The sequence below is a fragment of the Sphingomonas gilva genome (assembly GCF_003515075.1).
Lineage (GTDB): Bacteria > Pseudomonadota > Alphaproteobacteria > Sphingomonadales > Sphingomonadaceae > Sphingomonas > Sphingomonas gilva.
The window spans coordinates 1-24,736 of the sequence record NZ_QWLV01000007.1 but is presented as its reverse complement, the minus strand read 5'-3'; the positions used below and the strand labels follow the sequence as shown (position 1 = coordinate 24,736).

21 protein-coding genes and 1 pseudogene are annotated in these 24,736 nt (G+C 69.6%); 12 read left to right on the top strand and 10 right to left on the bottom strand.

Annotation, left to right across the window (positions count from 1 at the left end; genetic code table 11):
• Positions 1–124: 124 nt before the first annotated feature.
• Positions 125–2,152 (top strand): transglycosylase domain-containing protein, encoded by a 2,028-nt coding sequence (locus D1610_RS13380; protein WP_245942235.1) that lies wholly within the window; start codon positions 125–127, stop codon positions 2,150–2,152.
• A 234-nt stretch (positions 2,153–2,386) separates the two neighbouring features.
• Entirely contained in the window at positions 2,387–2,809 is a 423-nt protein-coding gene (locus D1610_RS13375) for a hemerythrin domain-containing protein (RefSeq protein ID WP_182466833.1), read from the top strand.
• A gap of 23 nt (positions 2,810–2,832) precedes the next feature.
• Here D1610_RS13375 and D1610_RS13370 read toward each other — a convergent pair whose 3' ends face one another.
• The 5 genes from D1610_RS13370 to D1610_RS13350 form a co-directional block, all read right to left on the bottom strand.
• The gene (locus D1610_RS13370) at positions 2,833–3,453 is read right to left on the bottom strand and encodes an Isoquinoline 1-oxidoreductase subunit (protein WP_222927017.1); all 621 of its coding nucleotides are present in this window, start codon (positions 3,451–3,453) and stop codon (positions 2,833–2,835) included.
• Positions 3,450–5,597 carry a xanthine dehydrogenase family protein molybdopterin-binding subunit gene (locus tag D1610_RS13365; protein ID WP_118864698.1) on the bottom strand — a complete coding sequence of 716 codons (2,148 nt, stop codon included), beginning with the start codon at positions 5,595–5,597 and terminating at the stop codon, positions 3,450–3,452. Before D1610_RS13365 ends, D1610_RS13370 begins: the two co-directional genes overlap by 4 nt.
• A complete protein-coding gene (locus tag D1610_RS13360; protein ID WP_118864697.1) occupies positions 5,594–6,055 on the bottom strand; it encodes a (2Fe-2S)-binding protein in 462 nt (153 codons plus the stop codon). The genes D1610_RS13365 and D1610_RS13360 overlap by 4 nt, the downstream gene beginning before the upstream one ends.
• Positions 6,056–6,120: 65 nt before the next feature.
• Complete coding sequence (locus tag D1610_RS13355; RefSeq protein ID WP_118864696.1) at positions 6,121–8,433, bottom strand: putative bifunctional diguanylate cyclase/phosphodiesterase; 2,313 nt, start codon at positions 8,431–8,433, stop codon at positions 6,121–6,123.
• A complete protein-coding gene (locus D1610_RS13350; RefSeq protein WP_118864854.1) occupies positions 8,430–9,044 on the bottom strand; it encodes a cupredoxin domain-containing protein in 615 nt (204 codons plus the stop codon). The genes D1610_RS13355 and D1610_RS13350 overlap by 4 nt, the downstream gene beginning before the upstream one ends.
• Before the next feature lie 126 nt (positions 9,045–9,170).
• Here D1610_RS13350 and D1610_RS13345 point away from each other — a divergent pair, with 126 nt between their 5' ends.
• Together D1610_RS13345 and D1610_RS13340 are read left to right on the top strand one after the other, a co-directional pair.
• Complete coding sequence (locus D1610_RS13345; protein ID WP_118864695.1) at positions 9,171–10,040, top strand: DUF3034 family protein; 870 nt, start codon at positions 9,171–9,173, stop codon at positions 10,038–10,040.
• A 13-nt stretch (positions 10,041–10,053) separates the two neighbouring features.
• Positions 10,054–10,521: a group I truncated hemoglobin gene (locus D1610_RS13340; protein ID WP_118864694.1), complete on the top strand. Its 468-nt coding sequence runs from the start codon at positions 10,054–10,056 to the stop codon at positions 10,519–10,521.
• Positions 10,522–10,627: 106 nt separating this feature from the next.
• On the opposite strand, the gene D1610_RS13335 is transcribed toward D1610_RS13340, so the two are convergent.
• The 4 genes from D1610_RS13335 to D1610_RS13320 form a co-directional block, all read right to left on the bottom strand.
• A complete protein-coding gene (locus tag D1610_RS13335; protein WP_222927018.1) occupies positions 10,628–11,944 on the bottom strand; it encodes an MFS transporter in 1,317 nt (438 codons plus the stop codon).
• Positions 11,925–12,752 (bottom strand): 2-keto-4-pentenoate hydratase, encoded by an 828-nt coding sequence (locus tag D1610_RS13330; protein ID WP_118864853.1) that lies wholly within the window; start codon positions 12,750–12,752, stop codon positions 11,925–11,927. Before D1610_RS13330 ends, D1610_RS13335 begins: the two co-directional genes overlap by 20 nt.
• Before the next feature lie 216 nt (positions 12,753–12,968).
• Positions 12,969–14,645, bottom strand: a complete 1,677-nt coding sequence (locus tag D1610_RS13325) for a serine hydrolase domain-containing protein (RefSeq protein WP_182466831.1) — start codon at positions 14,643–14,645, stop codon at positions 12,969–12,971.
• Between the two features lie 134 nt (positions 14,646–14,779).
• On the bottom strand, positions 14,780–16,255 hold the full coding sequence (locus tag D1610_RS13320; protein ID WP_118864691.1) for a UxaA family hydrolase: 1,476 nt from the start codon (positions 16,253–16,255) through the stop codon (positions 14,780–14,782).
• Between the two features lie 84 nt (positions 16,256–16,339).
• Here D1610_RS13320 and D1610_RS13315 point away from each other — a divergent pair, with 84 nt between their 5' ends.
• The 8 genes from D1610_RS13315 (at position 16,340) to arr (ending at position 24,561) form a co-directional block, all read left to right on the top strand.
• Positions 16,340–17,365, top strand: a complete 1,026-nt coding sequence (locus D1610_RS13315; protein WP_118864852.1) for a LacI family DNA-binding transcriptional regulator — start codon at positions 16,340–16,342, stop codon at positions 17,363–17,365.
• 75 nt (positions 17,366–17,440) lie between these two features.
• Positions 17,441–18,889, top strand: coding sequence for a glucuronate isomerase (uxaC, locus tag D1610_RS13310; protein ID WP_118864690.1), 1,449 nt, complete (start codon positions 17,441–17,443; stop codon positions 18,887–18,889).
• A gap of 21 nt (positions 18,890–18,910) precedes the next feature.
• Positions 18,911–19,753 (top strand): 5-dehydro-4-deoxy-D-glucuronate isomerase, encoded by an 843-nt coding sequence (gene kduI / locus D1610_RS13305; RefSeq protein WP_118864689.1) that lies wholly within the window; start codon positions 18,911–18,913, stop codon positions 19,751–19,753.
• A gap of 111 nt (positions 19,754–19,864) precedes the next feature.
• Positions 19,865–20,620: a 2-dehydro-3-deoxy-D-gluconate 5-dehydrogenase KduD gene (kduD, locus tag D1610_RS13300; protein WP_118864688.1), complete on the top strand. Its 756-nt coding sequence runs from the start codon at positions 19,865–19,867 to the stop codon at positions 20,618–20,620.
• A 15-nt stretch (positions 20,621–20,635) separates the two neighbouring features.
• Positions 20,636–21,646 carry a sugar kinase gene (locus D1610_RS13295; RefSeq protein ID WP_118864687.1) on the top strand — a complete coding sequence of 337 codons (1,011 nt, stop codon included), beginning with the start codon at positions 20,636–20,638 and terminating at the stop codon, positions 21,644–21,646.
• Between the two features lie 53 nt (positions 21,647–21,699).
• On the top strand, positions 21,700–23,175 hold the full coding sequence (locus tag D1610_RS13290) for a carboxylesterase/lipase family protein (protein WP_118864851.1): 1,476 nt from the start codon (positions 21,700–21,702) through the stop codon (positions 23,173–23,175).
• A 308-nt stretch (positions 23,176–23,483) separates the two neighbouring features.
• Entirely contained in the window at positions 23,484–24,044 is a 561-nt protein-coding gene (locus D1610_RS13285) for a DUF1993 domain-containing protein (protein WP_118864850.1), read from the top strand.
• A gap of 103 nt (positions 24,045–24,147) precedes the next feature.
• Positions 24,148–24,561, top strand: a complete 414-nt coding sequence (gene arr, locus D1610_RS13280; RefSeq protein WP_118864686.1) for an NAD(+)--rifampin ADP-ribosyltransferase — start codon at positions 24,148–24,150, stop codon at positions 24,559–24,561.
• A 51-nt stretch (positions 24,562–24,612) separates the two neighbouring features.
• Here arr and D1610_RS17620 read toward each other — a convergent pair.
• A pseudogene (locus tag D1610_RS17620) lies at positions 24,613–24,736 on the bottom strand (IS30 family transposase); the annotation flags it as partial.

Here is a 24,736-nt window from a genome sequence, read left to right as displayed (position 1 = left end):
ATCCCCCTTGCATCGGGCCAAGCGGCAATCGCTTGCCATCGGCGCGGGCGCGCGCCACACCCCGACGTGCGCACACTTGCTCGCGCTGTCTTAGTGTAGTAACACAGTTCCCACGGCGATGCGCATGATCGATCCCTTTCCCGACGAATTGCGCCGCGCCGCGCCCGACCTGACGAGCGCGCCCGCCTATGCCGACGGGCTGCCCCCCGCCCCCCCGGCCAAACCGCGCACGTCCAAGTGGCGCTGGTTCATGCGCGGGGTGGCGGCGCTGATCGTGCTGTTCGTCCTCGCGGTCGCCTGGCTGGCGGTGACCGCGCCGCTATCGAAATCGCTCGAGCCGATCGCGCCGCCCAGCGTCACGCTGCTCGCCTCCGACGGCACGCCGATCGCGCGGCACGGCGCGATCATCGGTCCGCCGGTCGACGTCGCCAAGCTGCCCGCGCATGTGCCGGAGGCGTTCATGGCGATCGAGGACCGCCGCTTCCGCACGCATTGGGGCGTCGATCCGCGCGGCATCGTCCGCGCCGCGTGGAACAATGCGCGCGCGGGCGGCGTGGTCGAGGGCGGCAGCACGATCACCCAGCAGCTGGCGAAGCTCGCCTTCCTCTCGTCGGACCGCACCACGGGGCGCAAGGCGCGCGAGGCGCTGATCGCCTTCTGGCTGGAGGCGTGGCTGACCAAGGACGAGATCCTGTCGCGCTATCTCTCCGCCGCCTATTTCGGCGACAATGTCTACGGCCTGTCGGCGGCGGCGAAGCATTATTTCAGCAAGGCGCCCGAAGACCTGACGATCGCCCAGGCGGCGATGCTGGCGGGGCTGGTCAAGGCGCCATCGCGGCTCGCCCCGACGAGCAACCTCGAAGGCGCGCGCGAGCGGCAGGCGCTGGTGGTCGGCGCGATGGCCGACGCCGGGTTCCTGAGCGAGGCCGAGGCGGAGGCGGTGCGGCCCGCGCGGCTGAAGGTCAACCGCACCGACCAGCTGCCCACCGGCACCTATTTCGCCGACTGGGTGATGCCGATGGCGCGCGAGGCGGCGGGGCCGGCTTACGGCGACACGCGCGTCGCGACCACGCTCGACCGCGATCTGCAGCGGCTGGCGGTGCGCGTCGTCAACCGCGCGGGGCTGAACAAGGCGCAGGTGGCGCTGGTGGCGATGCGGCCCGACGGCACCGTCGTCGCAATGCTGGGCGGCAAGGACTACAAGAAATCGCCGTTCAACCGCGCGACCCAGGCCAAGCGGCAGCCGGGATCGACCTTCAAGCTGTTCGTCTATCTGGCGGCGCTGCGCGCGGGGAAGACGCCCGAGGACATGATCGCGGACGAGCCGATCACCATCGCCGACTGGTCGCCCAAGAATGACGGCGGGGTCTATCGCGGCGAGATCAGCCTGCGCCGCGCCTTTTCCGCCTCGTCCAACGTCGCCGCGGCGCAGCTGACCAACGAGGTCGGCCCCGCCGCGGTCGCCCGCGCCGCGCGCGACCTGGGGGTGACGACGCCGATCGGCAGCGACGCGACGATCGCGCTCGGCACGTCGGAGATGACGCTGATCGAGCTGACCGCCGCCTATGCCGCGGTCGCCGCCGGGCAATATCCGGTGCGCGCGCACGGCCTGCCGCCGCAGGACCGGTCGCTGTGGCAGCGGCTGCGCGACCCGGACCGATCGATGGGCGCGGAGGTGCAGGAGGACATGAAGACCTTCCTGCGCGCGGCGGTCGATCGCGGCACCGCCCATGAGGCGCGGCTGCCGGTTCCCGCCTATGGCAAGACCGGGACGACGCAGGACTATCGCGACGCGCTGTTCGTCGGCTTCGCCGGCGACCTCGTGGTCGGGGTGTGGGTCGGCAACGACGACAACAGCCCCAATCCGGGGCTCGCCGGCGGAACGGTGCCGGCGCGCATCTGGCGCGACTTCATGACCGGCGCGCTCGACCTCGCCCCCGCGCGCGCCGCGCCGCGCGAGGAGCCCGAGGTGGAGCTGGAGGACGATCCCGCCAACCTGTTCGTCATCGGCAACGACAGCATCCGCATCGAGACCGATTTGGAGGGGCTGAACCTCAATCTCGGCATCGGCCCCAACGGCTTCGATGTCCAGGCCGAGCCCGACGCGCCGCCGACCGCCCCGCCCGCTCCGCAGCCGCCGCCGGGCGGGTAGAGGTCGTTCCTCCCTCGTCGTCCCTGCGCAGGCAGGGGCCGCTGGGTTTGTGGCACATCCAACGTTGCGCTTGCCGACTGAGGCCCCTGCCTGCGCAGGGGCGACGAGTTGGGCCATTAAATTCTCAATTCGCATGGAAAGCATCGGCCCTCAACCCGGCGGATGGCCAATTTGTTAACCGCTACCATCAATAGCTGGGGCTGTGGGGACCCTCCGATCCGAAGGTCCGATTCGATGTACGATCAGTTGCGGGACGATCACCGCGAGCTCACCCGGATCGCCGGCGAGCTCCTCAAGCGCACCAGCACGCCGACGCTGACCGACCCGGGGGGGCTCGGCCGGTGCCGTTGGGGGCTGGCGCGCACGCTGACGCGCCACCTCGCGCTGGAGGACGCGCATGTCTATGCGCGGCTGGACAAGGACCCGCGCCCCGGCGTCGCCGCGGTGGCGCGGCGCTACAAGGCCGAGCTCTGCCGGCTGAGCGACCAGTTCAACGAGCATATGGCGGACTGGACCGGCGACGCGATCGCCGGCGACTGGCCCGGCTATTGCCGCGCGGTGCGCACGCTGCTGGCCGCGCTCGAAGCGCGGGTGAAATGCGAGGACGAGGAGCTCTACCCGCTGCTCGCGGAGACCCGCCGCAGCGCGGCGGCCTGAGGGCTTTACCCCATCGGCGAACCTCACGCCGGGCAGTGCGCTCCGGTGTCGATCCACGCCTTGGTCAGCGCGCCGAATTCGGCCTGGGTGCCGGGCGCGGGAGTGCGGCCTTCGCCGGGATTCCAGCCCCAGCCGACCAAGCTGTCATGCGCGTTGTGCTCGTGCAGCTCGGCGAGGGTCTTGTTGCCGTTGCGCCGCCGGTCCTTCAACTGCTCGCAGATCTGGCGGAGCGACTTGCCTTCCCACGCCATCTCGATCGGCGCGAGGTGCCACAACGGATGGCCGGGAACGCTGCCCACGCCGCTTTCGAACGCGACATTGGCGGGGCCGTGGCAGGTCGCGCATTCGAGCCCCGGCGCGCCCGTGCCCGCCGCATTGCCGCGCACCACCGCGGGCATGTGCGGCTCGCCCCTGTCGTCCTGCAGCGGCCGATCGGTGCGCGGATGGCAATTGACGCAGCGGGGGTGGGTCAGCACCTTGCCCATTTCGGTGAAGATCGCGGCCGATCGCTGGTTCCGGTCGGCGATCGAGGCGAAGTCGGCCGGATTGCGCAGGCCGTTTTCCTGCGGCGCGGCGACGAGCGCGAGCGGCAGCGCCAGCGTCGCGCCGGCGAGCGCGGACAGCCCGATGACGCGCGGGCTCATGCCACCACTCCCTTGACGAAGGGCAGCCGGTGGACCGGTTTGCCCGTCAGCGCGCGCCAGGCGTTGGCGACCGCGGGCGCGACCGGCGGCAGGCCGGGCTCGCCGATCCCGGTCGGGTTCTCGGCCGACTTGACGATCGACACCTCGACCGCCGGCATCTCGGCGATCTTGAGGCAGCGATAGCTGTCGAAATTGCCTTCGCGCACCATCCCCCCCGGTTCGATCGTCAGCTCGTTGAACAGCGCCGCCCCCAAGCCGTAGCCGAGCCCGCCCTCGACCTGCGCGGCGATGACATCGGGATTGACCGCGATGCCGCAATCGACCGCCGCCCAGACCTTGTGGACGCGGGGGATGCCCTCGTCCGAGCGCGACACCTCGGCGATCTGCGCGACATAGCTGCCGAAGCTCTTGACCAGGGCGACGCCGCGCGTGCGGCCGTCCTGCGCCTTCGGCCCCGACCAATCGGCGATCTCGGCGACGCGGCGCAGCACCCCGGCATAGCGCGGCTCCTTGTCGACCAGGATCGTCAGCCGCCCCTCGACCGCGTCCTTCCCCGCGAGCGCGAGCAGCTCGTCGACGAAGGTCTCCACCGCATAGCCGGTATGGGTATGGCCGACCGAGCGCCACCACAGGGTCGGCACGCCGTTCTCCATCATATGATAGCCGCAGCGATGGTTGGGCACGGCATAGGGCAGCTCGTGCGCGCCTTCGGTCGCGCTGCCGTCGAGGCCCTTGGCGATCTCCGGGCCGGCCATCGGGGTGCCCTTCATGAAGCTCTGCATCGCGATGACGTGATCCCAGGCGGTGATCCGCCCCTCGGCGTCGATCCCGCCGCGGATGCGGTGGATGCCGAGCGGGCGGTAGCGCCCGCCGCGCATGTCGTTCTCGCGCGTCCAGACATGCTTGTACGCGCCCGGCCCGTGCGCCTTGGCGATCGCGGCCGCCTCGACCGCAAAGCCCATGTCCGGCGTCGCGCGGCGGCCGAAGCTGCCGCCGCAGAACTGGTTGTGCAGGCTCATGCCTTCGAAGGGCACGCCAAGCGTCTTGGCGATGGCGGTGGTCTCGCCCACCTGGAACTGGCTGCCCAGCCAGACATCGGCCTTGCCCGGCCGCCATTCGATCACCGCATCCTGCGGCTCCATCGTCGCATGGGCGAGGAAGGGGAAGAAATACTCCGCCTCGATCGTCTTCGCGGCGGCGGCGAGCGCCGCGGCGGGATCGCCATGCCCGCCCGCCTGCACCCCCGGCGTGCGCGCGCGGGCGGCGTAGGCCTGCTCCATCTCCGCGCTCGACCGTGTCTCCGCCTGCTCGAAATCCCATTCGGCGGTGAGCGCCTTTCGGCCGGTGAGCGCGGCGTGCCTGTCCCTCGCATAGACCGCGACGCCCTGCGGCACGGCGCGCACCGCGATCACCCCGGGCACCGCGTGCGCCGCCGCGCCGTCGAAGCGCTCGAGCGTCGCGCCGAAGGCGGGCGGGTGGAGGATCGCGGTGTGGATCATGCCCGGCCGCGACACGTCCATGGTGAAGATCGCCGATCCGTCGGTCTTGGCCGGGGTGTCGAGCTTGGGCAGCCGCGTGCCGATCAGGGTGAAGTCCGCCGGGTCCTTGAGCGCGGGCTTTTCGGGGACGGGCATCGTCGCGGCCGATGCGGCGAGCTCGCCGAAGCTCGCGGTGCGCGCGCCGTGGCTGACCACGCCCTTCGCCACCTTCACCTGCGCCGCCGGCACGCCCCAGCGCTTCGCCGCCGCCGCGACCAGCATCGCGCGCGCGGCCGCGCCGGCGGTGCGCATCTGCATCCAGCTGTTGGAGATCGCGGTCGACCCACCCGTCCCCATCGTGCCGAAGGCGAGGTTCTTGTAGAGCGGATCGTTGGCCGGCGCCTGCTCGACGCGCATCTGGCCCCAATCGGCGTCGAGCTCCTCGGCGACGAGTGTGGCGAGGCCGGTCGAGGGGCCCTGGCCAAACTCGACATGCTTGATCATCACCGTGACCTTGCTGTCGGGCGCGATCGAGACGAAGGCGTTGGGGCGGAAGGGCCTGGCGGGCTGCGCCGCGCGGGCGCGCGCGGGCAGGCTGAAGCCCAGCACCAGGCTGCCGCTCGCCCCGGCGAGCACCGCGCGGCGGGTTGGCGTGACCGCGTTCATGCCGCCACCGCCTTCGCCGCGTCCTTGATCGCCTGGCGGATGCGGACATAGGTGGCGCAGCGGCAGATATTGCCCGCCATGGCGTGATCGATATCCTCGTCCGACGGATCGGCCTTGGCGGTGAGCAGCCCGATCGCCGACATCACCTGGCCCGACTGGCAATAGCCGCATTGCGGCACGTCGAGCGCGATCCAGGCGCGCTTGACCGCCTCGGCCTCCGCCCCGCGCACCCCCTCGATGGTGGTGACCGACTTGCCCGCGACGGTGCTGACCGGCGTGACGCACGACCGCCGGTTCCTGCCGTCGAGATGCACCGTGCACGCGCCGCACTGGGCGACGCCGCAGCCATATTTGGTGCCGGTCAGTCCTTGGGCGTCACGAATGACCCAGAGGAGAGGCGTATCGGGCGGGCCGTCGAACGACACCGCCTTGCCGTTGAGGGTGAAACCGGTCGCCATCCGCCGCGCTCCCTGTGCCGCCGTCGGCGGAGGCTAACACAGGTCGGTCGCGAATCGAGATGCTTTTATGCGGCCGCGCGGAAGGCGTCGGCGCGCGATTGCAATTGCCGGATGAAGCCCGCGACCTCATCGTCGCGCACGGGCTTGGACAAGAGATAGCCCTGGATGCTGGAGCAGCCCTGCTCGCGCAATATGTCGACCTGCTCGACCTCTTCCACCCCCTCGGCGGTGGTCTCCATCCCCAGCGCGTCGGCGAGCGCGGTGATCGAGCGGATAATCGCGGTCGATCCGTCCTCCTTCAGCAGATCGACGATGAACGAGCGGTCGATCTTGATCTTGTCGAAGGGGAAGGCGCGCAGATAGCTCAGCGACGAATAGCCCGTGCCGAAATCGTCGAGCGCGACGCGCACGCCGATCGCGCGCAGCGCGTGGAGCGAGGCGAGCGTCGCCTCGACATTCTCGATGAACAGCGATTCGGTGATCTCGAGTTCGAGCCGGTCTGGCGCCAGCCCGGCATGGGTCAGCGCCTGGAGCACGATGGCGTTGAGCCCGGTGTTGCGGAACTGGACCGGCGAGACGTTGACCGCGACGCGGATGTCCTCGGGCCAGGTGATCGCCTGGCGGCACGCCTCGCGCAGCACCCATTCGCCGATCGGGATGATGAGGCCGGTCTCCTCGGCGAGCGGGATGAACTCGATCGGCGGGATCAGCCCGCGCACCGGATGCTGCCAGCGCACCAGCGCCTCGAAGGCGGAAATCTCCTTGCGCGCGAGGTTGAACAGCGGCTGGAAATGCACCTCGAACTGCTGCTCGGCGATGGCGGTGCGCAGATCCGCCTCCATGTCGCGCCGCGCGCGCGCCTGCGCGTCCATCAGCGGCTCGAAGAAGCGATAGGTGCCGCGCCCCTGCTGCTTGGCGCGATAGAGCGCGAGATCGGCGTTCTTGATCAGCTGATCGACGTCCATGCCGTCGGCCGGCGCGACCGCGATGCCGATGCTGGTCGCGGTGCGCAGCTTGTGCCCCTCGATATCGAACACCTCGTCGAAGATGCCGGTGATGCGCCGCGCGAGTATGTTGAAATCGGCGTCGCCGCGCACATCCTCGACCATCACGGCGAACTCGTCGCCGCCGAGCCGCGCGATGATCGCGCGGTCGAGGTCCTCCGCCAGCCGCTTGGCGACGGCGCGCAGCAGCGCGTCGCCGGTGGGATGGCCCAGCGTGTCGTTGATCGACTTGAACTGGTCGAGATCGAGATAGACGACGGCGAGCTTGCCCCGGCCGCCGATGCGGCGGAGCGCCTGATCGAGCTGTTCGCGGAACAGCTTGCGGTTGGGGAGGTTGGTCAGCGTGTCGTGCAGCGCGATATGGGTGATCCGCGTCTCGCGCTCGACGATCGCTTCGACCATAAAGTTGAAGGTGCTGGCCAGCCGCCCCAGCTCGTCCTCCGATCCGACCGCGACGCTGGCGTTGTCGCCCAGGCTGACGCGCCGGGCCGCCGCCTCCAGCGCGCGCACCGGGCGGACGACGCCGCGCGCGACCAGCCAGCTGCCGATCAGCGTCAAGAGCAGCCCGGCGATCGCGGTGCCGGCGAGGATCCACAGCATCGGCCGGTATTCGGCGAGCGCGTCGGTCAGCGAATAGCGCAGCAGCAGGTGCGGCTCGCCCTTCCCGCCGAAGCTGGCGAGCGGGGTCGCGCGGTAGAGCGCGGTCTCGCCGCCCTCCCTGGCCTTGACCTCGTTGTCGGCGACGCCCGTGCCCTCGCGCAGCATCGCCGGCAGCGCGTCCGCGCGGACCACGCTGGCGGCGACGGGGATCGGCGAGAGCTTCGCGAAATCGGCCATGTCGGCGGTGTTGAGCGGCTGCGCGAAGACCAGCCAGCCGATTCGATCGGGCGCCTCGATCGGCGCGGCGACGGCGCCGAACATCGCGCCGCCCAGCGCCATGATGCCGCTCTCCGCGCCGCCGTCCAGGTCGTTCCATATCGTGTCGGCGCGCGCCTGGATCGCCGCATCGTCCACGCCGATCACGCGCCCGTCGGTGGTGACGACGAACGCCACCGGTATGTCGAGCCGGGTCTTGAGGCTGTCGAGCGCCGATTCGATCGTCGCCGCGTCGTCCACCGCGACCGCCGAGCGGAAGCCGAAATCGGCGGCGAGCACGCGCCCGGCCGACGCCATCTGATCGTAGCGCTCGCGCCAGATGCGGTCGAACACCGATGCGCTCGCGCCCATTTCCTTGACCAGCTGCCGCTGGACATAGGTGTCGATGCCGATCGAGGCGATGCCGATCACCGCAGCGAAGGCGATGACGAACAGCGTCGCATAGATCGCCGTGATCCGGCTGGTGAGCGAATGACGCGGCAGCCAGGCGCGGATCATCGCGGCCTCATCGCCAGCGACAGATCCTTGTTGGCGACGCCGCCCGCGGGAATATCGATCTGGTAGCTGCTCTCGCCGTCCTTGGCGCGCTGCAGCGGGTGCCATACCTTGACCGTCGCGCGGCCGCCGGGAAGGCCGGCGATGCGCAGCTGGCCATATTCGTCGGTCCTCGCCGCGAACGGCGTGTCGACCACCTTGATATAGCCCTTCATCCGATCATGGATGTTGCAGCCCAAGGCGACGTTGCCCGCGACGCTGAAGCGGTGGCTGCGCGTCTCGTCGCGGCCGAACAGCTTCAGATTGAACTTCGCCGCCTTGGAAAAGCTGTAGACGTGATGGCGCACCTTGTCCGCATTGGGAAAGCCGACCTCCGCCCCGACGGGCACGATCAGCGTGCCGGGGTTGAAGGCGATATCCTTCTGCACCATCCGGTTGGCCCAGGCGAAGCGCACCGGCCGGTCGCCGACGCCGCCCGCGGGCACGATCGTCACCACCGCGTCGTGCACGGGGACGCCGTTGGCGTCGCGGATGGTGATCGCGAAGGTCGCATCGGCGGCCGCCCAGGACGCGCAGCCGAAACCGGCCGCGACGAGCAGCAAAGCGGCGATCATGCCCTGTTTCGAACCCCACATCATCCATCCGCGCTAGCGCCAATGATTTAACGCAGATTGAAGATTTGGGGCGCGAACCCCTCGTTAACCATCTTGCGTTAAGGCGCCTGCGTAAGGGGGACGAGCATGTATTTTGCGAAGATCATGGCCTGCGCCGCGGCGGTGCTGATCGCCGTTCCCGCCGCGGCGGAGGAGCTTCGCCAGGGCGGCAAGCTGCTGCTGACCAACGGCGTCACGACCATCGAGGGCGCATCGGGCGGGGGCATCTCCACCTGGGCGCTGATCGCCGGCAACGAGACGACCGACGGCATCGGCGGATCGGCGCACGTCTCGATCGTCGTGCTGCCCGATTACGACTGGCAGAGCCACGGCGCGGCGATCGGCCTGTTCGACCGCGTCGAGCTCTCCTACGCCCGGCAGAACTTCAACACCCGCGATATCGGCGCGGCGCTGGGCATCGGCCAGGACTATGTGCTGCGCCAGGACGTGTTCGGCGCCAAGGTCCGCCTGTTCGGCGATGCGGTCTACGGCTCGCCCTGGGCGCCGCAGGTCGCGGTCGGCGTGCAGCACAAGCGCAACCTGGACGGCTGGGTCGCCCGCGCGGTGGGCGCGAAGGAGACCGAGGGCACCGATTTCTACGTCGCCGCGACCAAGCTGTCGCTTTCGACCAGCATCCTCGTCGGCGCGACCGCGCGGCTGACCAAGGCCAACCAGAACGGGCTGCTCGGCTTCGGCGGCGACAAGGGCGAAGATTATTCGGTCCAGTTCGAGGGCACCCTCGGCTATCAGCTGTCGCGCCGCTTCGTCATCGGCGGCGAGTACCGCACCAAGCCCGACAATCTGGGCGTCGCGCGCGAGGACGACTGGTTCGACCTCTACGCCGCCTATGCGATCACCAGGAACCTGACCGCGACCGCGGCCTATGCCGATCTCGGCTCGATCGCCACCGTGCCCAAGCAGCGCGGCGCGTTCCTCTCCCTCCAAGCATCCTTCTGATCCGGAGCCTCCCATGCTGCTGACCGCGCTCGCGCTCTTCCTCCAGACCGCGCCATCCCCCGGCGAGGAGCCGGTCGATCCCTATGAGATCAAGGATTCGAACGCCGGCGCGACGCCCTTTTCCGGCACCGGCATGCTCGAGGCGTTCGGCGGCAAGGAGGGCATCCGCCGCATCGTCGATCGCTTCGTCGACGCCAATCTCGCCGACGAGGAGATCGGCGAGATCTTCGCCGGTCACGACCAGGTCCGCCTGCGCCGCACGCTGTTCGAGCAGTTCTGCTACATATTGAACGGCGGCTGCCGCTACACCGGGCGCGACATGAAGTCCTCGCACAAGGACCTGGGCACGCAGCATGCCGACATGAACCGGCTGGTCGAGAATTTGCAGGCCGCGATGGCGACGGAAGGCGTGCCCTTCGCCGCGCAGAACCGCTTCCTCGCCAAGCTCGCCCCGATGAAGCGCGACGTGGTGGAGCGGTAGTTATTCCGTCGCCCCTGCGAAGGCAGGGGCCGCTGGGTTTGTGGCACATCCAGCGCTGGATGTGCCGACTGCGGCCCCTGCCTTCGCAGGGGCGACGGCTAGGCCTCTAAGCGCTCACCCGCACCGGCTCCAGCCGCGGCGAGAGCAGGTGCACCGCCAGCAGCGCGAGGAAATAAGCGCTGCCCGCGACCGCGAACAGCGGCACATAGCTGCCGATCCGATCGAGCACCGCGCCCGCATAGAGCGCCATCAGCATGCCGCCGATCGCGCCGACGGTGCCGCCGATGCCGACCACCGATCCCACCGCCGCGCGCGGGAAGATGTCGCCGGGCAGCGCGTAGAGATTGGCGGAGAAGGCCTGGTGCGCCGCGGTCGCGATGCCGATCACCAGCACCGCCAGCCACATATTGTCGATCGATTGGGCGAAGAAGATCGGCACCACCGCGCAGGCGCAGATGAACATGGTCAGCTTGCGCGCGAAATTGGCCGATTTGCCCGCACGCATCAGCCGCGACGACAGCCAGCCGCCGGCGACGCTGCCGACGTCGGAGATCAGATAGACCGCGGCGAGCGGCAGGCCGAAGGTCAACAGGTTGAGGTCGTAGCGGTCGAACAGATAGCCCGGCAGCCAGAACAGGAAGAACCACCAGATCGGATCGATGAAGAACTTGCCCAGCGCATAGGCCCAGGTCTCCCGCATGCGGGCAAGCCTGGTCCAGCCGATCGGCTCGACCGGATCGGCGGGGTCCTGCTCGATCCAGGCGAGCTCGGCCTGGCTGACGCGGGCATGCTCGCGCGGGCGGCGGTAGAGCGCCCACCAGGCGACCAGCCAGACGAAGGCGACCACGCCGGTGATGACGAACGCCATCCGCCAGCCATAGGCGACCACCAGCAGCGGAACGACCAGCGGGGTGATGATCGCGCCGATATTGGCGCCGGCGTTGAAGATGCCGATGGCGAAGGCGCGCTCCTTCGCCGGGAACCATTCGGTTACCGCCTTGATGCCCGCGGGGAAGTTCCCCGATTCGCCGATGCCGAGGCCGAAGCGCGCCATGGCGAACTGCACGGTCGAATAGGCGCCGCCATGCGCGATATGGGCGATCTGCCAGATGATGAAGGCGGCGGCGTAGCCGACACGCGCGCCGATCACGTCGACGATCTTGCCGAAGCCGATATAGCCGATCGCATAGGCGACCTGGAACCAGAAGATCACCCAGGCGAAATCGGTTTCCGACCAGGCGAGATCGCGCATCAGCTCGGGCTTGAGCACGCCGATCATCTGCCGGTCGACGTAGTTGATCACGGTCGCGGCGAACAGCAGCCCGACGATCACCCAGCGATAATGCCCCGCCTTGGCGGCGGCGCGGCCGATCGTCGCCTCCGCGCTTGGCGTTGCGGCCGCGTCAGCCTGACTTGCGCTCATCATTCACCTCCGAAACATCCTCCTCAGGGGTGGCCGCATCGATCGTGCAGCTCACCGTCATCCCGTCGTCGAACAGCGCCGTCACCGCCTGGCCGACGCGGACCGGGTGGACCCCGGTCACCGCGCCCGACGAGATCCACTGGCCGGGCCGAAGCGCGATGCCGCGCGCGGCGAGGCAGCCGAACAGGAAGGCGGCGGCGCCGACCGGCCCGTCGAGCATGGTCGCGGCGTTGGCCGCGCCCGCCTCCTCGCCGTCGATCAGCAGCCGCACCGGCCAGTCGACGAAGCCGAGATCGCGCCAGCCGGGCACTTCGGCGCCGACCACCAGCCCATGGTTGTTGCCGAAATCGGAGATGGTGACGAGCGGGCCGAGATCGTTGATCCCGGGAAAGGGCGAGCTGGCGATCTCCAGCCCGACATGCACCGCATCGATCAGCGCCAACGCCTCGTCATGCGAATAGCTCAGCTTGGCGGGGTCGGGCGCGGCGCCGATGCGCAGCAGGAACTCGGCCTCGGCCGCGGCGAAACCCTCGGCGAAGACGGGCATCGGCCCGCCATCGGCGGCGGTCACCTGATCGGCGAAGATCGGCCCGGCGAGGCGGTTGCTGCCCAACTCGGCGTCGAGCGGCGGATTGATCCGCCCGACCTTCCAGCCCGCCACCGCATCGCCCGCGAGCGCGATCGCGCGGTCCTGGATGGCATAGGCCTGATCGAGCGTCGCGGGGATCGGGCCGGGATATTCGGACAACCCGCGCGCCGCGCGCCGCGCCGCCACGAACGCCTGCGCAATCGCCTGCCCCTGATCCATCAACGCCCCTCTCATCCACGCCTACTGTTTCCCGGCTTGGTATGGGAAACCGGTGTCAATGACAAGGGGGCTTTGTTCGGGCGGCGACGATTGGGTGCAGGTCGATCCCGATTGCCGTCGCGCCCGCGGCAATTTCCCGTTTTCCCCTCATGCCTCTTCCGCGATCGACCGGGCGGGACCATCGTCCGCTCGGTCAAACGCTGGACTCGGCCTGCCTCAGCGGCTGACGCGCCGGCCGTGCAGTTCCCGCGCGCCGCGGTAGATCGTCAGGCGGTTCACCTCGTCATTCTCCCTGTGGAAGACGACGCGCATCATGCCGCCTTCGATCCGGAACTCGGTCTCCGACACCGCACGCATGGCCAGCGGGTTCTGGCCTGCGGGCGCGATGGTAAGCCCGCCGTCGGCATTCAGCGCCACGGTCACCACTGGTCCTTCGGTGGCATAGCTGCCGACATAGTCCTGCAGCACTTCCGGGGAGACGGCCAGGGCGGCGGGGGCCGGCCCCGTGCGGACGGCGCGGTCGGCCGCGGCCGCATCGGGCCGGTGTATCTCCATCACATGCGCCCCGTCGGCCCGGCGCGCGATCTTGAGCCAGGTGAGCCCGCCGGGATCGAAGAAGCGGTCGTCGCCGGCGGCGAAGAGCTCCACCTCTTCAACGCCGCGGCCGATATAGATCTTGCCGTCGCGCGCAAGGAAGCGGCGTGGCGGTCCATCCTTCGCCTCATATGCGCCGAACAGCGGCTCGATCGAGCGCAGGTCGATATCGGCGCGGGTGAAGGTCGGTATCGGCTCGCCCAGCGCGAGCGCGGCCAGGCGGCGGACCAGCATGGCGGGATCGGTCGCCGCGTCGTCGCTGTTCGAAAACACGGCGACGAACAGATCCTCGGACGGGATATAGGCGCTGTCGGTGTCCAGGCCGCGCCCCGCGCCGCCATGGACCAGCACCGGGCGCCCACGGATTTGGCGAAGGCGCAAGCCGAAGCCATAGGGCTCGGTCGATCCGTTCGCCAGGCGCGCCGGCCGGATCATCTCCCGATACAGTTCGGGGCTGACGACGCGGCCATGGTGGAGCGCCTGCGCCCAGCGGGCCATATCGCTGACGCTGCCGACCAGGCCGCCCGCCGCGTGCGCCACGCTGATATGAACGCCCCGCGCCGGACGCTGCCGTCCGCCTTCCTCGCCATAGCCCCGCGCCGTCGCCGGATCGCCTTCGACTTTTCCGGCGTAGGCGATCGTCGCGAGGCCGAGCGGCTGCGCGATCCGTTCGGTGACCGCCTGGTGCCACGGCTTGCCGCTCACCTGTTCGATGATCGCGCCGAGCATGGTGTAGCCGCCATTGTTGTATTCCCAGCGCTGGCCCGGCGCCGACGGCGAGGGGCGGCTGCGGATCACGGCGACGAGATCGGCCGTGGTGTTGGGCCGGAGCGACTGTTCCCCGCCCATCCAGCCGGGGATCTTGGAATAGTCCTGAATGCCCGACACGTGATTGAGAAGCTGGCGGACGGTCGCGCGTGCGCCCGGCTGCGGGTAATCGGGAAAGAAGCGGGAGATCGGATCGTCGAGCGAGATGCGCCGCTCGGCGACCAGCTGAAGGATCACCGCCGCGGTGAACTGCTTGGTGATCGATCCCAGCCTGAACGCCGTGTCAGGCGTGATCGGCCGCCGCGCCTCCAGATCGGCGAGGCCGCGTCCGCCGGAGAAGATGACCCGGCCGCCGAGCATGACGACTACCGCCGCGCCCGGGCCATCCGCCGGATAGGCGGCATCGAGAAGAGCCGCGGCCTGGGCGCTGAAGTCGGCCGGCTGGGCGATCGACGCCGCCAGCGCCGTCGTCGGCCCGGTCATGGTCGCGGTCACGAGGGCGACGTTGCAGAGAAGTTTGAGAATCGTCATCATTGAACCTCCATCCACTCACGCGATCGCTGCGCCGGGCGCTTGACCGAGTGAGGTTCCGGCTGGTTCAGGCGACGATGATCGTCATGAGCGAATTATGAGATTCCGCTGAATTACGTGCCGCATCCGGTGCTCTAGAGCGTCACCCCGCGCTTCCAGATGGCGATTTCGCGTTCGTCGTTGCGTTCGGCGGCGGTCTGTTCGCCCGAGGCGATCGCGGCGATGCGGGCGAGGAGCGCGCCGGCGGCCTGATCCTGACCGCTTTCGAGCACCATGCCGGCATTGAAATCGATCCAGCCGGGCTTTCGTGCGGCGAGCGCCGCGTTGGACGCGATCTTGACCGTCGGCACGGGGAAGCCGAGCGGCGTGCCGCGGCCGGTGGTGAAGAGGATCAGCGTCGCCCCCGCCGCCGCCAGCGCGGTCGAGGACACCGCATCGTTGCCCGGCGCCTCCAGCAGCGTCAGCCCGGGACGGGTGGCGCGGCCGCCATAGCCGATCACGTCAGTCAGCGCCGCGCGGCCCGCCTTCTGCACCGCGCCCAGGCTCTTTTCCTCGAGCGTAGTGATCCCGCCGGCGATGTTGCCGGGCGAGGGATTCTCCGAAACCGGCTCGCCATGATCGAGGAAATAGCGCTTGAAGCCGTTGACCAGCGCGGCGGCGCGATCGAACACGGCCCGATCGGCCGCGCGCGCCATCAGGACATGCTCGGCGCCGAAGATCTCGGGGATCTCGGTGAGGATCGCGGCGCCGCCCGCCGCGGTCACACGGTCGCTCATCCGCCCGACCAGCGGGTTGGCGGTGAGGCCGCTCAGCCCGTCCGACCCGCCGCATTTGACCCCGAGCACCAGCCGGCCGAGCCCCACCGTCTCGCGCCGCGCGGCCGCCGCCTGCTCCACCAGCTGGTCGATCAACGCGGCGCCCTCGGCGAGCTCGTCGCCCGAATCCTGCGCGCGGAGCACGCGGATGCGCGGGCGCCGGGCGGGATCGACCTCGGCGATCAGCGCATCGAGCTGGTTGGATTCGCAGCCGAGCCCGACCAGCAGCACGCCCGCGGCGTTGGGATGGCCGGCGAGCGCCGCCAGTATCGCGCGCGTGCCCGCCAGATCGTCGCCCAGCTGCGAGCAGCCGAAGGGGTGCGCGAAGGCGTGGACGCCGTCGATCCGCCCGGCATGGCGCGACCAGCCGTCGGCGGCGATCTTCTGCGCGGTGCGCGCGACGCAGCCGACGGTGGGGATCACCCAGACCTCGTTGCGCGTGGCGACGCGGCCGTCGGCGCGGACATAACCCTCAAAGGTCGTCGGCTCGGCGGCGGCGGCGGCGGGGCGCGCCGTCGGTTCGAACCGATAGGCCGCCTCGCCGCCGAGCGCGGTCGCGAGATTGTGGCTGTGGACGTGTGCGCCCGCCGCGATCGCGCGTGTCGCGCGGCCGATGGGGAAGCCGAGCTTGATCACCGCCTCGCCCGCGGCGATCGGCCGCACCGCCAGCTTGTGGCCGCGCGCGACGCCTTCGCCGAGCACCACGCCGCACGCCCGCTCGCCCGGCGCGAGATCGCCGAGCGCGGTAGCGACATTATCGGCTGGATCGACGAGCAGGGCGGCGGGAACGGACATGGATACCGGTGTCAGATTTCTCGCTAGTACTAACCGGCCCGACACCGATTGGCTAGACGCGCTTGTCCCGCTATGGCCATCCTCGTGAAGAAATCGACGCAGCCCACGATCAACGATGTCGCGCGCCTTGCCGGCGTATCGAAGAAGACGGTCAGCCGCGTGATCAACCAGTCGCCGCTCTTGAACGGCGACACGCGCAAGCGCGTCGAGGCGGTGATCGCCGAGATCGGCTATGTCCCCAATCCGCAGGCGCGCGCGCTGGCGCTGAGGCGCAACTTCCTGATCGGGCTGATCCACGACAATCCCAATGCGCAGATGGTGCTGAACGTCCAGCAGGGCCTGCTCGAGGTGCTGCGCGACACCGAGTTCGAGCTGATCGTCCATCCGGTCGATCGCGGATCGGGCTCGATGCTCGACGATGTCCGCCAGTTCCTCGAGCGCCAGCGGCCTTACGGCGTGATGCTGCTGCCGCCGATCTCCGAGAACGACACGCTGGCCGAGTTGTGCGCCGAGATCGGCTGCCGGTTCGTGCGGATGGGATCGGCGCAGTTCGGCCCGGCGGCGAACATGGTCGCCTCCAACGATCGCGAGGCGGTGCGCGGCGCGGTCGAGCATCTCGCCGCCGCGGGGCACAGGCGGATCGGTATGATCGCGGGGCCGCACGGCTTCCGCTCCGCCTTCGAACGGCAGCAGGGCTACGAACAGGCGCTGGAGGATGCCGGGCTGCCGGTGCAGCGCACGCTGGTCGCGCAGGGCGACTACACCTTCGAATCGGGCATGCGCGCGGCCGAGCGGCTGCTCGATCTCGCGCCGCGCCCGACCGCGGTCTTCTGCTCGAACGACGAAATGGCCGCGGGCGCGCTCCATGTCGCCCGCCAGCGCGGGCTCGATATTCCGGCGGACCTTTCGATCGTCGGCTTCGACGACACCTCGATCGCCTCGCATCTCTGGCCGCCGCTCACCACGGTGCGCTGGCCGATCGCGACGATGGCGCGCGCCGCGGCGCTGAAGCTGATCGGCGACAATGACGAGATCGCCGACGAGCCCCAGGACGCGCTGTTCGTCTCCACCCTGATCCGTCGCGCATCGGTGGCGCCGCCATCGGCCTGACGGGTTGAACTGCAATCTGACACCGGTTACCACATTCTCTCGCGGTCGGCCGGCAAGAAGGAGAGAGGAGCAGATATGGCACGCCCCCTGACGCTCGATCCCGACCGGCTGTTCCCGGCCGATCCCGCCACGCGGGGGCTTGCGCGCGATCTCTATGCCGGCGTGGCGGAGCTGCCGATCGTCAGCCCGCACGGCCATACCGATCCCGCCTGGTTCGCGACCGATGCGCCTTGGGCCAACGCGACCGAGCTGCTGCTCGCCCCCGACCATTATCTGTTCCGCATGCTCCATTCGCAGGGCATCGCCCTTGCTGCGCTGGGCGTGCCCGACCGCAACGGGCCGCCCGCCACCGATCCGCGCGAGGCGTGGCGCCTGTTCGCCGAGCATTACCACCTGTTCCGCGGCACGCCTTCGCGCATGTGGTGCGACCATGTCTTCGCCGAGGTGTTCGGCATCGAGGTCGCGCTGGAGGCGGCGACGGCGGACCATTATTTCGATGCGATCGGCGCGGCGCTGGCGACCCCCGCCTTCCGCCCGCGCGCGCTGTTCGAACGCTTCGGCATCGAGCTGCTGGCGACGACCGAGGGCGCCGACGACGATCTCGCCCACCACGCCGCGATCCGCCGCTCGGGCTGGGGCGGCCGCGTCGTCACCACCTATCGGCCCGACGCGGTGATCGATGTCGAGCATGAGGCGTTCGGCCCCGCGCTCGCCCGCTTCGCCGAGCTGACCGGCGAGGACGTGCATAGCTGGTCCGGCTATCTCGCCGCGCACCGGAAACGCCGTGCGGACTTCCGTGCGGCGGGCGCGACCGCGACCGATCACGGCTTCGCCACCGCGCGCACCGCCAATCTCTCGGCGGCCGAAAGCGAAGCGCTGTTCGGCCGCATCACCGGCGGCGCCTGGGACGCCGCCGATGCCGAGCTGTTCCGCGCGCAGATGCTGACCGAGATGGCGAAGATGTCGGTCGAGGACGGCATGGTGATGCAGATCCACCCCGGATCGTGCCGCAACCACAATGCCGCGCTGTTCGCCAGCCACGGCCGCGACAAGGGCGCCGACATGCCCGTTCGGACCGATTATGTCGGCGCGCTGGAGCCGATGCTCGACGTGGTCGGCGGCGAGCGCGACCTGACCATCATCCTCTTCACCCTGGACGAATCGACCTATGCGCGCGAGCTGGCGCCGCTCGCGGGCCATTATCCCTGCCTCAGGCTGGGTCCCGCCTGGTGGTTCCACGACAGCCCCGAGGGGATGCGCCGCTTCCGCGAGATGACCACCGAGACCGCGGGCTTCTACAACACCGTCGGCTTCAACGACGACACCCGCGCCTTCCTCTCGATCCCCGCGCGCCACGATGTCGCGCGCCGCGTCGACTGCGCCTTCCTTGCCCGCCTGGTCGCCGAGCACCGGCTGGCCGACTGGGAGGCCGCCGAACTGGCGCGGGAGCTGACCGTCGGCCTCGTCCGCCGCGCCTACAAGCTCGGCGATCCCGCCCCTTCCCCGGTCGCCGCCGCGGCCTGATCCACCCCACGGAGTTTCCCGATGTTCGACCGCACCTATTACGCCACCCACCCCGACATGATGGAATGCGTCTCCAACGATGAGCTGCGCGACCGCTACCTGATTCCGGGCCTGTTCCGCGAGGGCGAGTGCGTGCTCAACTACACCCATGCCGACCGCTTCGTGATCGGCGGGGTCGCGGTGGGCGGCGCGGCCGTGAAGCTGCCCGCGCAGACCGAGCCGCCCTCTGCCGCCGGCCACCCCTTCCTCGAACGGCGCGAGATGGCGGTGGTCAATGTCGGCAAGACCGAAGGCACCGTCACGGTCGACGGCGAGGCGTTCACGCTCGGCAACAAGGACTGCCTCTACGTCACCATGGGCGCGAAGGACGTCGAGTTCTCGGGCGCGGGCGCGCGCTTCTACATCGCGTCCTGCCCGGCGCATAAGGCGTTCGCCACGCGCAAGCTGTCGATCGCCGACGCCAATGCGCTCGACCGCGGCAGCCTGGAGGAATCGAACGAGCGGACGATCTATCAGCTCGTCATCCCCGGCGTGTGCGATTCGGCGCAGCTCGTCATGGGCCTGACCGTGCTCAAGCCCGGCAGCGTGTGGAACACCATGCCGCCGCACATCCATGAGCGGCGCAGCGAGATCTATTTCTATTTCGAGCTCGACAATCTCGACACCGACCGGGTGATGCACTTCATGGGCGAGGGCGAGGCGACGCGCCACATCGTCATGCAGAACGAGGAGGCGGTGATCAGCCCCCCCTGGTCGATCCATATGGGGGCGGGCACCAAGGCCTATGCCTTCATCTGGGCGATGGCGGGCGAGAACCAGGATTATACCGACATGAACGTGCTGGATATCTGCCAGCTGGCTTAGCCCTCCTCCCCTCCCTTGCAGGGAGGGGCAGGCCGCCAGCGTCGAAGCGCGACGCGTTGCGCCGCGCACCCACCCCCGGCCCCTCCCTGCAAGGGAGGGGAGGAGTCCAGAATGACCAATCCCTTCGACCTCACCGGCCGCGTCGCGGCGATCACCGGCGCCAATACCGGCATCGGCCAGGGCATCGCGCTGGCGCTCGCCGCGGCCGGCGCGGATGTCGCGCTGATCGGCCGCACCCCGGCCGAGGAGACCGCCGACAAGGCCCGCGCGCTGGGCCGCCGGGCGGAGATCGTCTCCGCCGATCTCTCCTCGATCGAGCCTGTGGGCAGGGTTGTGGACGAAGTGGTGGACAAGCTCGGGGGTATCCACATCCTGGTCAACAATGCCGGGATCATCCGCCGCGCCGACGCGCTCGATTTCAGCGAGGCGGACTGGGACGCGGTGATCGACACCAATCTCAAATCGGTGTTCTTCCTGTGCCAGGCGGCGGCGCGGGTGATGGTCGGAAACGGCGGCGGCAAGATCATCAACATCGCATCGATGCTGACCTTCCAGGGCGGCATCCGCGTGCCGAGCTACACCGCGTCGAAGAGCGGAATCGGCGGCCTGACCAAGCTGCTCGCCAATGAATGGGCGGCCAGGGGCATCAACGTCAACGCCATCGCGCCGGGCTATATCGCGACCAACAACACCGCCGCGCTGCAGGCGGACGAGACGCGCAACCGCCAGATCATGGAGCGCATCCCCGCCGCGCGCTGGGGCGATCCCGCCGATCTGGGCGGCGCGGCGGTGTTCCTCGCATCTTCGGCGGCGGACTATGTGCAGGGGCATATCCTGGCGGTAGACGGCGGCTGGCTGGCTCGCTGAACGAGGGGGATGGGAATGACCGCGCGGATCGCCTGTTTCGGGGAATTGCTGCTGCGGCTGACCGCGCCGGGGCGCGAGCTGCTGATGCAGTCGGGCCGGCTCGACGTGCATGTCGGCGGGGCGGAGGCCAATGTCGCCATCGGGCTTTCGTGCCTGGGCCATGCCGCGAAGATGGTGAGCGCGGCGCCCGACAATCCGCTCGGCCGCGGCGCGATCGCCGCGCTTCGCGCACAGGGCGTCGATTGTTCGGGCGTCGCGCTGCGCGAGGGGCGGATGGGGCTTTATTTCCTCAGCCCCGGCGCGGGGCTGCGCGCGTCCGACATCGTCTATGACCGCGCCGCGTCCGCCTTCGCCGAGGCGCCCGCCGACGCGTTCGACTGGCGTGCGCTGCTCGCGGGCGTCGAGCGGCTGCACCTGTCGGGGATCACCCCCGCGCTGGGCCAGGCGACCGCCGAAGCCGCGATCCGCGCCGCCGAGACCGCGCGAGAGATGGGCGTCGCGGTCTCGTTCGACGGCAATTACCGCGCGCGGCTGTGGGAGGCGTGGGACAGCGATCCCAGGGCGGTGCTGACGCGGCTGGTTGGGCTGGCGGACATATTGTTCGGCAATCACAAGGACATCTCGCTGCTGCTCGGCCGCGAATTTTCGGGCGACGGGCCCGACCGGCGGCGCGAGGCGGCGGAGGCGGCGTTCGCCGCCTTCCCCGATCTCAGGCTGATCGCCTCGACCGCGCGGCACGTCGACGACGCCGACCGCCACCGCATCGCCGCGCGGGTCGACACGCCCGAGCGCGGCTTCCAGACCGAGGAGGTGGTCGTCGCCGGCATCATCGACCGGATCGGCGGGGGCGACGCCTTCGCCGCGGGCATCCTCCACGGCGTGCTGACCGGCCAGGCGCTGGAGGAGACGGTGCGATCGGGGCTGGCGCTGACCTGCCTCAAACATTCGCTGCCCGGCGACGCCAGCCTGTTCCGCCAGGCGGACATCGACGCGTTCCTCGAAGGCGGGCTGGACGTGCGGCGGTGATCGGCCGGCGCGCCGTGCTGGCGGGAACGGCGGCGCTGGCCGCCGCGCCGCTGATGGCGCGCGATCCGGTGGTGACGGCCAAGGCCGGCCGCTGGCGCGGGACCAGCGAGGGCGGCGTGCAGCTGTTCCGCGGCATCCGCTATGGCGAGGACACCAGCCGCGCGCGCTTCCAGGCGCCGCGCGCGCCGGCGCCCGGCCGCGACACGCTGCCCGCGCTCGCGTTCGGCCCGTCCTGCCCCCAGCGCGGGGGAAGCGACCTCGCCCAGGCGGAGGACTGCCTGTTCCTCAACGTCTGGACGCCGGGCGCGGACCCGCGCGCGAAGCGGCCGGTGATGGTCTATTTCCATGGCGGCGCCTATTCGAGCGGGACGGTGATCGAGCCGCGCGTGTTCGGCTGCCGGCTGGCGGCGGACGGCGATGTCGTGGTGGTGACGGTCAACCAGCGGCTGAACGCGCTGGGCCATCTCTATCTCGCCCGGCTCTCGCCCGCCTTCGCCGACAGCGGCAATGCCGGGCAGCTCGACCTGATCCTCGCGCTCGGATGGGTGCGCGACAATATCGCCGCGTTCGGCGGCGATCCGGCGCGGGTGATGGTGTTCGGCCAGTCGGGCGGCGGCGCCAAGATCGCGACGCTGATGGCGATGCCCGCCGCGCGCGGGCTGTTCCACGCCGCCGCGACGATGAGCGGGCAGCAGGTCACCGCCTCGGGCCCGCTCAACGCCACGCGGCGGACCGGAGCCTATCTGGCGAAGCTGGGCGTGGCCGATCCGGCCGCGCTGCTGACGATGCCGGTCGAGCGGCTGGTCGAGGGGCTCGACGCCGAGGACCCGATCCTGGGCGGCGGGGTCTATTTCGGGCCGGTGCTCGACATGAAATGGCTGACGCGCCATCCCTTCTGGCCCGACGCGCATCCCCAGGGCAACGCGATCCCGCTGATCCTGGGCAACACGCACGACGAAACCCGCGCCTTCATCGACCCCAACGGGCCCAAGCTGGCGGGGCTCGGCTGGGACAATATCGCCGCGCGGATCGCGCCCGAGCTGCGCATCGACGTGCTGCCCGAATGGGTCGTCGCCCAGTATCGCGCGCGTTTCCCCGCGATGTCGCCGACCGACCTGTTCTATGCCGCGACGACGGCGGGGCGCAGCTGGCGCGGGCAGGTGATCGAGGCCGAGGAGCGCGCGAAGGCGAGCGCGCCCGCCTGGGTCTATCAGCTCGATTTCCAGTCGCCCATCGAGCCGATCCGCGGCGCGCCGCACGGGCACGACATCCCGCTGGTGTTCGGCACGCTGGACGCGGAAGGGTCGATCACCGGCACGGGGGCCGCCGCGCGCGCGCTGTCGCGGCGGATGATGGCGGCGTTCGTGTCGCTGGCGCGCGAGGGCGATCCCGGCCAGGGCTGGCCGCGCTACACGCTGCCCGAACGGCGGACGATGATCTTCGACGTGGAGAGCCGCATCGAGAGCGATCCCCGCCGCTGGCAGCGCGAGCTGTTCGCGCGCATCCCCTACATCCAGCCGGGCACCTGATTCGGCCGCCCGACGGGCATACCCGACCTTCCAAAGGTGAGGAAAGTGAGGATAGGCGCCCCCTGACTTCCCCTCCCCCGCGATGCCGAAACGGCGACGCGGGGAGGAGGGAGGCAGGACCGGCATCGACCAGCGTAAAGCAGGCGAAATCCTACATTTCCAGCTTTTATTTTGGGGGTGCGCAGATCGGCTGGCCGTGACCGTGACAACGGCTGTCTATCGGCAGCGGCTTCCAGATGGCTGGAGTCGAAACCAGGCAGCGCCTATCGATCCGGACGGCCGATCGAACCGAAGAAGAGATGCCTGCGATGCTGACGAACCTTCTCGCTCCGACCTATGTCCAGATGCTGGCGGCGCTGTCGGCCTGGCTGGACAAGGCGCGGACGCAAATGCCGGTCGATCGGGCGGACGCGCTGCTTTCCGCGCAACTCGCGCCGGACATGTTTCCGCTTTCGACTCAAATCCGCTTCGCCTGCGTACAGGCGCAGGAAGGGATGTATCGGCTGCGGGGCGAACCGTTCCCGCCTTCGGTGGAAACCCTGCTCAATGAAGGCCGGAATGCTTCGACGCATCCCGGGTCGCTCGCCGACGCGAAAGCCAGAATCGACGAAACCCGCGCGCTGGTGGAATCGCTTGTTGCGGATGCAGGCGATGTCGATCCGGCGACGCCGATCATGCACACCCTTCCGGCGGGCATGATCTTCGATCTCTCGGCGGAGCAATATGCCCGGGACTGGGCGCTGGCCCAGTTCTATTTCCATGTGATGATCGCCTACGCCATTTTGCGGAAGGAGGGGGTCGAGCTCGGCAAGGCCGATTACGTCGCCCATATGTTTGCCTACCTGCGACCCGGTACGATGCCTTCGTGATGGAGCGGCCGGTAGATTGCGGCAGCGCCCGGCCTGTGTTGAATAACGCCATCGGCGCCACGACATCGCGGCGCCCGAGACGGCAACGACGAGCAGCGAACCGATGACGACCACCGACGGCACGGCCACGCGGCAATTCTATCACGGCACCCGCGCCGAACTGAAGCCGGGGGACCTGATCGGGGCGGGCTACAGCTCCAACTACGGCGCGCGGAAGGAAGCGTCGTGGGTCTATCTGACCGCCACGCTGGACGCGGCGATCTGGGGCGCCGAGCTGGCCGCCGGCGAGGGGCGGGAGCGGATCTACATCGTCGAGCCGACCGGCGAGATCGTCGACGATCCCAACCTGACCGACAAGAGATTCCCGGGCAATCCGACGCAATCCTATCGCTCGCGCGATCCGCTGCGCGTCACGGGCGAGGTGGCCGAGTGGCAGGGCCATTCGCCCGAGCGGCTGAAGGAGATGAAGGACCATCTCGAACGGCTGAAGGCGCAGGGCGTCGAGGCGATCGACTGATCACCTGGGAGCGGATCGGCATCCAGCGCTGCTACATCACGCAAATTCCCGTCACCCCGGACTTGTTCCGGGTGTGGATTCACATTTGAAGTGCAACGGTTGGAGGAAGGCTTCGGCTGGGGTTTGGAAGCCGAGGCATTTGCGGGGTGTATTGTTGTAGCGGCGGACGAGCTTG